Source organism: Gordonia sesuvii (genome assembly GCF_036350415.1).
GTDB classification, from domain to species: domain Bacteria; phylum Actinomycetota; class Actinomycetes; order Mycobacteriales; family Mycobacteriaceae; genus Gordonia; species Gordonia sesuvii.
Genome location: NZ_JAZDUF010000001.1, coordinates 1,133,920 through 1,145,011 on the forward strand (window position 1 = coordinate 1,133,920; position 11,092 = coordinate 1,145,011).

Sequence of the window (11,092 nt, forward strand, 5' to 3'; positions counted from 1 at the left end):
CCTGGCAGCCTCGCCCCGCGTCCGGTGAACGGTCGACGCTCACGAGGAACTCCTGCCGGCCATTGCGTTCGCACGCTCGAGCACGGCGTCGCGGATCGACTCGGGTGCCACGATGTCGCACGAGACGTCGAAGCACGCGGCCCAGATCAGGGTCGCGGCACGGGAGCCGTCGGCGAATCGCAGACCGACCCGCACCGCGTCGCGGTCACCAACTGCTTCCACCTCCGTCAGGGTCGCGATCCGGCCGAGACGGTCGATGTCCGCGCGGGCACATTCGACGATGACGTCGACCGATTCGAACGACGCCCGGAACTCCCGCCGGTGCCGTTGCCAGATCTCCTCCAGATCGACCTCCGCCTCGCGCTGAGCCGGCTCATCCAGAACCTCGACGTCGGACATGCGCGAGACTCGATACATTCGTTCGCGGCCTTCGGAATTCGCGACGAGATACCACGTGTCGCCTGCGACGATGAGCCCGACCGGATCGAGGACTCTTCGACGCGGCTCCGCATCGGGCCGCTGATAGGTCAACCGGATCCGCCGTCCCTCGAAAACCGCTTGCTGCAGCTGCCCGAGCGCGTCCTGACGTTGCGGACTGCGGACAAAGCCCTCCGGCCGCACCAGAACGCGCTGCGCCGCACCGACCGCCCGATCCCGATGCGCCTCCGGCAGAGCCGCGGCGACCTTGCGCATCGCGCTCGCGAACGCCGGCGAGTCGAACCGGCCCGTCCCGGCCAGCAGCGACGTCGCCTCGTCCACCGTCAGTCCCGTCAGATCCGTGCGATATCCCGACAGCAACGCGAACCCACCATGCCGCCCGCGCTCGGCGTAGACGGGTACCCCGGAGAGTGACAGGGCGTCGATGTCACGCAGAACGGTGCGTTCGGAGACCCCCAGTTCTTCCGCGATCGCCGCCGCGGTCATTCGACCGTGCCTCTTCAACAGCATCATCACCGCGATCAGTCGTTCCGCCCGCATGTCCCCAATCTTCGCCCAAAACATGACAGGAGATGTCGTGATTAATGCCTTCACTGGTAGTCACCAGCCACAACGAGAGGAATCGTCATGACCGCACCAGCCGATCCGCGACCCGCCTACGCAGCAGCCACCGCCTGGGTGGGTGAGCTGCTGTCCGCGGTGTCCGACGACCAGCTCGACTCCCCGACTCCATGTGAGGACTTCGACGTCCGGACTCTGGCCGCACACCTCGTCGCGACGGCGAACAAGGCTGTCGCCCTGGGGTCGGGAGCCGACGCCTTGGCCTTGCCGTCGTTCGCCGACCGGCACGATGCGGCTGCATATGTCGAGACCGTCGGACGTGCCGTCGACATCTGGTCCGACGACGCCTCGCTCGCGCGCACCGTCACGGTGCCGTGGGGCGAGGTACCGGGAGCCGCAGCGCTGTGGGGGTACGTGAGCGAGACGTTGGTCCACGGGTGGGATCTGGCGGCCGCCACCGGGCAGCCGGCCGAGGCCGACCCGGCGATCGTGGAGCCGGTGCTCGCCGTCGCGCAGCAGTTCATCCCGGCCGAGATCCGCGGGGATGACGCCGTGCCGTTCGGTGCGGTCGTCGAATCCCGCACCGAGGCCGGGCCCACGGAACGCCTGGCCAACTGGACCGGGCGGGAGTCGTCGAAATGGGTGAGTGCGGTGGCGTGAGGGGGGTTCGCGGCCCCACCGCGGATCGAGTAGCCGGCGAGCGGCAGCGAGTCGGCGTATCGAGATCACTGACCAGCACAAACACCACAGCGGCATACAGTGGAACCTTGTGTCCACCGAACGTACGCCCCGACTGAGTACGGGCGGCGGACCCGCGACGGGAGTCTTCGCGTCCCTCGCGAATCCCAACTACCGGCTCTACTTCGGTGGCCAGACGCTGTCCATGACGGGCACGTGGATGCAGATGACCGCGCAGGCGTGGCTGGTCCTCGAGCTCAGCGGGTCGGCGTCGGTCCTAGGTGCCATCGTCGCGCTGCAGGCATTGCCGATCCTGCTCCTCGGACCTTACGCGGGGGTCATCGCGGACCGTGTCGACCGCCGCCGCCTGATGATCGCCCTACAGACCATCATGGGTCTGCTGGCCGGTGTGCTCGCGGTGCTCACCGTCGGCGGCTGGGTGCAGATCTGGCACGTCGCCGTCCTCGCGCTCCTACTCGGACTCAACAACGCATTCGAGAACCCCGCCCGACAGGCATTCATCCACCAGGTCGTCGGTGAGGACCTGATCCGCAATGCGGTGACGCTGAACTCGGTGATGGTCAACGCCGCCCGGGCCGTCGGACCCGGGGTGGCCGGCATTCTGGTCGCGACGATCGGCGCCGGATGGTGTTTCGCGATCAACGCAGCGAGTTTTGTCGCGGTCGTCGTCTCTCTGGTCGCGATGAACACGGCCACCATCGAGTACGAGGCGCCGGTCGCGCGGGCCAGAGGCCAACTCCGAGAGGGCCTGCGGTACGTGCGTGGTTCGCCATCGCTGTGGATTCCACTCGTGATGATGGCTCTCGTCGGCACGCTGACCTACGAGTTCCAGGTGTCCATCCCGGCCGCCGCGGAAGGCACCTTCGCCGGTGGTCCGCAGGCTCTCGGTTACATGACCTCCGCGATGGGCGTCGGAGCCGTGGTCGGCGGGCTGTTCGTGGCGGCCCGCGGCACCACCGGCCTGCGACCGTTGACCATCGCGTCCGCAGGGTTCGGTGTCACGATGACCGCGACCGCGCTCGCCCCGTCGCTGCCCTTCGCGATCGTCGCGCTGTTCTTCGTCGGCTGGCTCAGCGTGACGTTCATGTCCACCGGTAACGCCACCTTGCAGCTCACCGCGACCCCGCAGATGCGTGGCCGCGTGATGTCGCTGTGGTCGGTGGCGTTCATGGGTTCGACGCCGATCGGCGGCCCGATCATCGGCGCGATCTCCGAGGCCACCGACGCACGAGTGGGTCTCGGCGTCGGTGCGGCAACGTGTTTTGTGGCGGCGTTTCTCGGAGCTATCGCGTGGCGGCGACAGGGCGGCAATCGCCCCGTACGACTCCGCCCGACCGGGGAGCCACGCTGATACAGCGTCGTCAGACCGGCTCGAGAATTCCCATTCCCGCGAGACGGATCGAGCTTTCCGTCTAGTGTGATCCCCCACACAGGTCCAATTCCAGGGGGGAGTCGGCATGTCTGACCGATCGGTGCTGCCCGGCGACGAGCATCGAGGACGGCCCCGCGGCCGAAACGGCATGTCATGCCTGATCGCCGTGATCGCGATGGTGCTGTCGATCCTCGGCACTGCGCCGGCCGCCGCGGCCACCCACTACTTCCCCGACATCTCCGAGGTCGCGGTACCCGAGGCCGAGTGCGGTCCGGGTTCGCTGCCCGAGCCCGGCCTACAGGGCGACGTCAGCGCCGAGGACCGCAATTCCGGACGGAGCCGACAAGGCTATCGGTGCAACATGTCCGAGGTCGGGCATGTGCGTGGCGCAGGCGGCGGAATCCTCTCCGTCACATTCGATCACTGCAGCTACACCGGCAGCCTCTTCCCGGGCACCAACCTGGTTCCGCAGCCCGGTGTGCAGGTCGTCGACGTCAAGAATCCGCGTAAGCCGCGGATCGTGGGATCCCTCACCGAACCCGCCATGCGCGGCGGCACCTGGGAGACCCTCAAGGTCAACAAGGAACGAAAGCTACTGGCCGCCACGTCCGTTCCGCTGCTGTGGGGTGGCGGATTCATCTCGATCTACGACATCTCCGATTGCGACAAGCCGAAGCTACTCAACCGCGGACCGGGCACCGCCACACCTCTACCCTTCACGTCACACGAGGGCGGCTTCTCCCCCGACGGCCGCACCTACTGGGCGTCGGGGATCTTCCCGGGCCACCTGACCGCCATCGACATCGCCAACCCGGCCGCTCCGAGGGTGATCTGGCAGGGCCTCCACAGTTTCCTCGGGCACGGCTTCGGCATCACCCCGGACGGCAACCGGATGTATCTGTCCAACGCCGCCGGCGTGACCGTGCTTGATATCAGTGCGGTGCAACGACGTTCGCCCTATCCGCAGGTGCCGCATGTCGCCGCTTATCTGTGGCCGGACGGCCAGGTCAATCAGCACACCATCCCGGTCACCTACCGCGGCCGACCACACATCATCACCGTCGACGAACTCGGCTCCGGTGGCGTCAAGTTCTTCGATGTCAGCCGGGTGAACAAGCCCGGTTACGTCGCACAGATCAAGCTGGAGATCAACCTGCCGAGCAACCTCGACACCAACCTGCGGTCCTCGATGGGCGGCAGCATCTTCAGCAGCAACCCGCACTACTGTGCGGTGGACCGACCGGAGAACCCGACCGCACTCGCGTGCGGCTGGGAGTCCTCCGGAATCCGGGTGTTCGACATTCGGAACATCAAGCAGATCAAGGAGATCGGCTACTTCAATCCACCGGCACAGAAGAACGCGACAATCGTCGACCTGCCGAACTCGCCGCACGTTCTCGCGTCGGCGTCGGGCGTTCCGGCGGTGGAGTTCCTGAGCCTCGGCATGTCGATCGCCAACGGAAAGGTCGCATTCCACGAGATGATCGGGCCCCGCAGCCACATGCTCGTCGGCGGCGACATGTCCACCGACTGGTGCATGTCCCCACCAGAGTGGCACGGCAACCAGATCTGGACGACCTGCTCCGACGGCGGATTCTATGCCCTGCAACTGAGTCCGCGGGTCTACACCCCACCCGACGATCAGGATTCGAACATCGGATGAGCACCACTGCGGTACGGATCGTCGGAGTTGTCGGCGTCGCCGCGCTCCTCCTCGCGATGGGCGTTGCGATCGGCGTGGCCTGGGAGAATCATCGCGACTCGGGTGAGCACCGCACGCCGAGTGTCACCGACATCGGGTTCGCGCAGGACATGGCGACTCACCACGACCAGGCGATCCTGATGTCCCAGAGCCTCTCCCGTGACGTGACACCGCAGGTGCGCGGGCTCGCCGACCGCATCGTCGCGGCGCAGACCGCCGAGGTCGCGACCATGCGCGGCTGGTTGACCTGGTTCGCCGCGCCGATGACGTCCGACGAACCGATGTCGTGGATGGGCGATGGTCCCAGCCATCGACACGGCCCGACCGACCCCGACGGGCCTCCCATGCCCGGGATGGCCAGCACCGACGAACTCGGCCGGCTGGCCGCCGCCCACGGTCGCGCTGCGGAAGTCTTGTTCCTGCAGTTGATGATTCGACATCATCACGGCGGCCTCGACATGGCACAGGCCGCCTACAACGACCCGCGATCGAGCTCGGCAACCAAACAGCTCGCGCTCACCATGATCGGCGAGCAGGGCGACGAGATCGGCCAGATGACCCTGATGCTGCGCGAGCGCAACGCACAGCCCCTGCCGATGTAGGACCCGAACCGCCTAGAAGATCTCCGGCAGGTCCGTCGACACACGATCGGTGAACGTCGCCGGCCGTTTTTCCAGGAACGAGGTGACGCCCTCGGCGACGTCGGCCATGGTGCCGCGGTAGTAGATCGCCTTGGAGTCGGCGCGGTGGGCGTCCCAGGGGCTCGCTGCGCCGGCCATCCGCCACAACAGTTGCCGGGTCAACGCCACCGATACGGGCGCCGTCGTCGACGTCATCTCCCGGGCCACCGCGACGGCCGTCGAGAGCACCTCGTCCTTGGGCACCACCTGCTGCACAAGCCCTTGTTCGTGGGCCTCGGCCACCGGCACCATCTTCGCGCCCATCGTCCACTGCAGCGCGGTGGGCAGACCGACGAGTTTCGGCAGGAACCATGTCGATGCCGCTTCCGGGACCAGACCGCGCTGCGCGAAGACGAAACCGAACTTGGCGTCGTCGGAGGCGATGCGAACGTCGGCGGGCAAGGTCATGGTCACGCCCACGCCGGCGGCCGCGCCGTTGATGGCCATCACCACCGGTTTGAGTGATTCGAAGATACGCAGCGTGACCTGCCCGCCCATGTCGCGGGGGATCTCGCCCGACTCCTGCTGCTCGAGTTCGAAAGTGGTTGCACCGCCACCGAGGTCGGCGCCCGCACAGAAGGCACGGCCGGTCCCGGTGATCACCACCGCACGCACCGAGTCGTCGGCGTCGGTCTCGTCGAAGACGGCGATCAGCTCCTCCCCCATCTGGTGGGTGAAGGCGTTGAGCCGGTCGGGCCGGTTGAGGCGGATGATCGCGACGTCACCGTCACGTTCGAGAACGATGTGCTTTTCGGCGGTCTGCTCGGTCAGAGAGGTCACCGATCCAACGTACTCGACGACCGAGCGATCGTTCGTGAAGTCTCGCGAACGCGGACCCATTCAGGCGTGCATCGGCTGTCCGGTCGGACCCATCTGACCACTGTCGAAAACTATTCTGAGCGCAGTGTCGATTTCACTCGACCTCGTTCGACGTCAGGGTAGAGGGTTTCGACAGGGACCCCGTTCCGCACGACAATCCGAGAGAAAGGCAACACGATGAAGTACATGCTGATCATGCGCGCAACCGAGGCTGCCGAAGCCGCTGCCGCCGAGGTCGACTTCCAGGAGATCATCAACGCGATGGGGCGCTTCAACGAGGAGATGATCAACGCAGGGGTGCTTCTCTCCGGCGAGGGACTCGCGGATCCGTCCGAGGGATTCGTGGTGAGCTTCTCCGCAGACGAGGACCCGCTGGTCACCGACGGTCCATACGGTGAGGTCCACGAGATGTTCAACGGATTCTGGATTCTGCAGGTCTCCAGCAAGGAAGAGGCCGCGCAGTGGGCCAAGAAGGCCCCGCTCGGCCCGGGCACCAAACTCGAGGTGCGCCGCGTCACCGACGAGTCCGACTTCGAGGACTACGCCGACAACGAGTACGTCCAGAAGGAGAAGGGGTGGCGGGAGGAACTCGGCACCAAGTGAGCGACGACGACATCCGGCGGTCCGTCGATGCGGTGTGGCGTATCGAGGGCGGCCGGATCGTCGCGACGCTCGCACGCGTCGTCGGAGATGTGGGATTCGCGGAGGATCTCGCACAGGAGGCGATCGCCGAGGCACTCGAGAAATGGCCAGGCGCCGGCGTTCCGCGGAACGCCGGCGCCTGGCTGACCGCGGTCGCCAAGCGCCGCGCGATTGATGGGTGGCGACGGCAGGAGCGCCTCGACGACCGCTATCAGATGATCGCCCGCGATCTCACCGACGTGGCCGAGGAAGAGTGGGAGCCGGTTCGCGACGACGTCCTCAAACTGGTGTTCGTCGCATGTCACCCGGTCCTCAAGCGGGACGCTCAGGTCGCGCTCACGCTCCGTGTCGTCGGCGGCCTCAGCACCGAGGAACTCGCGCGCCTGTTCCTCACGACGGTGCCGACCATCCAACAGCGGATCGTGCGGGCCAAGAAGACCTTGTCGGCGGCTCGGGTGCCCTATGAGGTACCCGAGCCGGCTCAGTGGCCGGAGCGCCTCACGGGCGTGCTCGGTGTCATCTACCTGATCTTCACCGAGGGGTATTCCGCGACCTCGGGCGACACCTGGATGCGCCGGGACCTGGCCGCGGAGGCATTGCGGCTCGGCCGTGTGCTGTCCGCGCTGGTGCCGTCCGAACCCGAAGTGCATGGGCTGGTCGCGCTGATGGAGCTGCAGTCGTCGCGGTTCGCGGCGCGCGTCGGCGCCGACGGGCGTCCCGTTCTGCTCGCCGATCAGGACCGGCGACGTTGGGACCGTGGCCAGATCTCCCGCGGGCTCGCCATCCTCGACCAGGTCGACACCCTGGGTCGCGGCCGCGGACCGTACGCCCTGCAGGCCGCGATCGCCGCCTGCCACGCGCGCGCCACGTCGGTCGATGCCACCGACTGGGCGCAGATCGTGATCCTCTACGAGGCCCTGGAAGAGCTGACCCACAATCCGGTGGTGACGTTGAACAAGGTGGTCGCGGTGTCGATGGCAGCGAGCGCCGACGACGCGCTCCTCCTGCTCGACACCGAGGTCGATACGAAGAAGCTGGCCAGTTCACACCTCGTGCCGAGCGTGCGCGGCGAACTGCTGGCGCAGCTGGGCCGCACCGAGGAGGCACGATCCGAACTGCGCCGGGCCGTCGAGCTGACCGCGAACGGCGACCAGCGCCGGGTGTTGGAGGAGAAGATCGCGGCGCTGTGACGGCCCACCCCGCCGATCGAGAAGCCCGAGCCCCACCAACCGCTGATCGAGTAGGCCGAGCCGCTAGGCGAGGCCGTATCGAGATCCGGTGCGGCTCAAGCGGTCTCGATACGCCGCTCGCCTAGCGGCTCGCGGCTACTCGACCACCGGGTGGGGGCGGGGGCTCGCGACTACTCGACCATCGATGAAGCAGCTACTCGACCAGCGAGGAGGCGACCATTACCCAGGAACGACGAAACCACCTTGCTTCGAAAGCAAGGTGGTTTCGCCGTTGTGGAGTATCTGAGCGGAGCTAGCTCGCCTCGCCCTGGCTCTCGCCGGCCTTGGTCAGCTCGGCGGGAGCGTCCGGGAGCTCACGCGGCTTCTCCGAGCCCGTGAAGACGAACTTCGCGTTCTCGCCGTCGTCCTCGCCGTCCCAGCCTTCGACGTCGACCAGCACGATCTGACCCGCGGTCAGCTCGTTGAACAGGATCTTCTCCGAGAGCTGATCCTCGATCTCTCGCTGGATGGTGCGACGCAGCGGCCGGGCACCGAGCACGGGGTCGAAGCCGCGCTTGGCGAGCAGCCCCTTCGCCTTGTCGGTGAGCTCGATCGCCATGTCCTTGTTCTTCAGCTGCGTCTCGACGCGGGTGATCATGAGATCGACCATCTCGATGATCTCCTGCTGCGTGAGCTGGTGGAACACGATCACGTCGTCGATACGGTTCAGGAACTCCGGCCGGAAGTGCTTCTTCAGCTCGTCGTTGACCTTGAGCTTCATCCGCTCGTAGTTCGACGTCGAGTCGTCACCGGACGTGAAGCCCAGACCGACGGCCTTGGAGATGTCGCTCGTGCCGAGGTTCGAGGTGAAGATCAGCACGGTGTTCTTGAAGTCGACCGTGCGTCCCTGACCGTCGGTGAGACGGCCGTCCTCGAGGACCTGCAGCAGCGTGTTGTAGATCTCCTGATGCGCCTTCTCGATCTCGTCGAACAGCACCACCGAGAACGGCTTGCGGCGCACCTTCTCGGTGAGCTGGCCGCCCTCTTCGTAGCCGACGTAGCCGGGAGGGGCACCGAACAGCCGCGACGCGGTGAACCGGTCGTGGAACTCACCCATGTCGATCTGGATGAGCGCGTCGTCCTCGCCGAACAGGAAGTTCGCGAGCGCCTTGGACAGCTCGGTCTTACCGACACCGGACGGGCCGGCGAAGATGAACGAACCGGACGGGCGCTTCGGGTCCTTCAGGCCGGCGCGGGTACGGCGGATCGCCTTGGACACGGCCTTGACCGCATCCTCCTGGCCGATGATCCGCTTGTGCAACTCGTCCTCCATGCGGAGCAGACGGGTGGTCTCCTCCTCGGTGAGCTTGAACACCGGGATTCCGGTCCAGTTGCCGAGGACCTCGGCGATCTGCTCGTCGTCGACCTCGGCCACGACGTCCATGTCGCCGCTACGCCACTGCTTCTCCCGCTCGGCACGCTCGTTGACCAGCTGCTTCTCCTTGTCGCGGAGATTGGCGGCGGCCTCGAAGTCCTGCGCGTCGATCGCGGACTCCTTCTCCTTGCGCGCGTCGGCGATGCGATCGTCGAACTCACGCAGGTCCGGCGGCGCGGTCATCCGGCGGATACGCATGCGCGCGCCCGCCTCGTCGATGAGGTCGATCGCCTTGTCCGGCAGGAACCGGTCGTTGATGTACCGGTCGGCCAGCGTCGCGGCCGCGGCGAGTGCACCGTCGGTGATGGACACCCGGTGGTGGCTCTCGTAGCGGTCGCGCAGCCCCTTGAGGATCTCGATGGTGTGTTCCACCGACGGCTCACCGACCTGCACCGGCTGGAACCGGCGTTCGAGGGCGGCGTCCTTCTCGATGTACTTGCGGTACTCGTCGAGGGTGGTCGCGCCGATGGTCTGCAGCTCGCCACGGGCCAGCTTCGGCTTGAGGATGCTGGCTGCATCGATCGCGCCCTCGGCGGCACCCGCCCCGACCAGCGTGTGCAGCTCGTCGATGAACAGGATGATGTCGCCGCGGGTGTTGATCTCCTTGAGCACCTTCTTGAGGCGTTCCTCGAAGTCACCGCGGTAGCGGCTGCCCGCGACCAGCGAACCGAGGTCGAGGGTGTAGAGCTGCTTGTCCTTGAGCGTCTCGGGCACCTGGCCATTGACGATGGCCTGCGCAAGGCCCTCGACGACGGCGGTCTTGCCGACGCCGGGCTCGCCGATCAGCACCGGGTTGTTCTTGGTGCGGCGGCTCAGCACCTGCATGACCCGCTCGATTTCCTTCTCGCGCCCGATGACGGGGTCGAGCTTGGCCTCGGCGGCGGCCGCGGTCAGGTTGCGGCCGAACTGGTCGAGGACGAGCGAGGTCGACGGGGTGCCGGACTCGCTGCTGCGACCGCCGGTGCCGGCTTCCTGCGGCTCCTTGCCCTGGTAGCCACTCAGCAGCTGGATGACCTGCTGGCGGACCCGGTTGAGGTCGGCACCCAGCTTGACCAGCACCTGAGCGGCAACACCCTCACCCTCACGGATGAGGCCGAGCAGGATGTGCTCGGTGCCGATGTAGTTGTGGCCGAGCTGCAGCGCCTCGCGCAGCGAGAGCTCCAGGACCTTCTTGGCGCGCGGCGTGAACGGGATGTGACCCGACGGTGCCTGCTGGCCCTGGCCGATGATCTCCTCGACCTGGCTGCGGACACCCTCCAGCGAGATCCCGAGCGACTCGAGCGCCTTGGCGGCCACGCCCTCACCCTCGTGGATGAGACCCAGGAGGATGTGCTCGGTGCCGATGTAGTTGTGGTTGAGCATCCGCGCTTCTTCTTGCGCCAGGACGACGACCCGGCGTGCGCGGTCGGTGAACCGTTCGAACATTGTTCTCCCTCGTTTGCTAGCGCCCCGGCCGTCGGTGGCAACCGCAGTGGCGACAACTGCGGAAGCGGTGTCGGAAACGTCGTGTCCCTGTGTGACGACCAGCCTGCTTCCACTCTAGTGGTCGCTCGAGGTGCATCCACAGTTAACGCC

General features: G+C 66.7%; 9 protein-coding genes. 6 read left to right on the forward strand and 3 right to left on the reverse strand.

Features of this window, described 5'->3' with window-relative positions:
- Positions 1–39 precede the first annotated feature (39 nt).
- A complete protein-coding gene (locus tag VZC37_RS05245) occupies positions 40–978 on the reverse strand; it encodes a helix-turn-helix transcriptional regulator (protein ID WP_330431345.1) in 939 nt (312 codons plus the stop codon).
- 87 nt (positions 979–1,065) lie between these two features.
- On the opposite strand from VZC37_RS05245, the gene VZC37_RS05250 reads away from it, so the two are divergent.
- The 4 genes from VZC37_RS05250 to VZC37_RS05265 all read left to right on the forward strand — a co-directional run bounded on the left by VZC37_RS05250 (position 1,066) and on the right by VZC37_RS05265 (position 5,374).
- Complete coding sequence (locus VZC37_RS05250; protein WP_330431346.1) at positions 1,066–1,659, forward strand: TIGR03086 family metal-binding protein; 594 nt, start codon at positions 1,066–1,068, stop codon at positions 1,657–1,659.
- Positions 1,660–1,768: 109 nt separating this feature from the next.
- Positions 1,769–3,049, forward strand: a complete 1,281-nt coding sequence (locus tag VZC37_RS05255; RefSeq protein WP_330431347.1) for an MFS transporter — start codon at positions 1,769–1,771, stop codon at positions 3,047–3,049.
- Between the two features lie 169 nt (positions 3,050–3,218).
- Complete coding sequence (locus tag VZC37_RS05260) at positions 3,219–4,733, forward strand: LVIVD repeat-containing protein (RefSeq protein WP_330431712.1); 1,515 nt, start codon at positions 3,219–3,221, stop codon at positions 4,731–4,733.
- On the forward strand, positions 4,730–5,374 hold the full coding sequence (locus VZC37_RS05265) for a DUF305 domain-containing protein (protein WP_330431348.1): 645 nt from the start codon (positions 4,730–4,732) through the stop codon (positions 5,372–5,374). The genes VZC37_RS05260 and VZC37_RS05265 overlap by 4 nt, the downstream gene beginning before the upstream one ends.
- 12 nt (positions 5,375–5,386) lie before the next feature.
- Here VZC37_RS05265 and VZC37_RS05270 read toward each other — a convergent pair whose 3' ends face one another.
- Positions 5,387–6,232: an enoyl-CoA hydratase-related protein gene (locus VZC37_RS05270; RefSeq protein WP_330431349.1), complete on the reverse strand. Its 846-nt coding sequence runs from the start codon at positions 6,230–6,232 to the stop codon at positions 5,387–5,389.
- 216 nt (positions 6,233–6,448) lie between these two features.
- Here VZC37_RS05270 and VZC37_RS05275 point away from each other — a divergent pair, with 216 nt between their 5' ends.
- Together VZC37_RS05275 and VZC37_RS05280 are read left to right on the forward strand one after the other, a co-directional pair.
- Positions 6,449–6,874, forward strand: a complete 426-nt coding sequence (locus VZC37_RS05275) for a YciI family protein (protein ID WP_330431350.1) — start codon at positions 6,449–6,451, stop codon at positions 6,872–6,874.
- Complete coding sequence (locus VZC37_RS05280; protein ID WP_330431351.1) at positions 6,871–8,103, forward strand: RNA polymerase sigma factor; 1,233 nt, start codon at positions 6,871–6,873, stop codon at positions 8,101–8,103. Before VZC37_RS05275 ends, VZC37_RS05280 begins: the two co-directional genes overlap by 4 nt.
- Before the next feature lie 292 nt (positions 8,104–8,395).
- On the opposite strand, the gene VZC37_RS05285 is transcribed toward VZC37_RS05280, so the two are convergent.
- On the reverse strand, positions 8,396–10,942 hold the full coding sequence (locus VZC37_RS05285; RefSeq protein ID WP_330431352.1) for an ATP-dependent Clp protease ATP-binding subunit: 2,547 nt from the start codon (positions 10,940–10,942) through the stop codon (positions 8,396–8,398).
- Positions 10,943–11,092 lie beyond the last annotated feature (150 nt).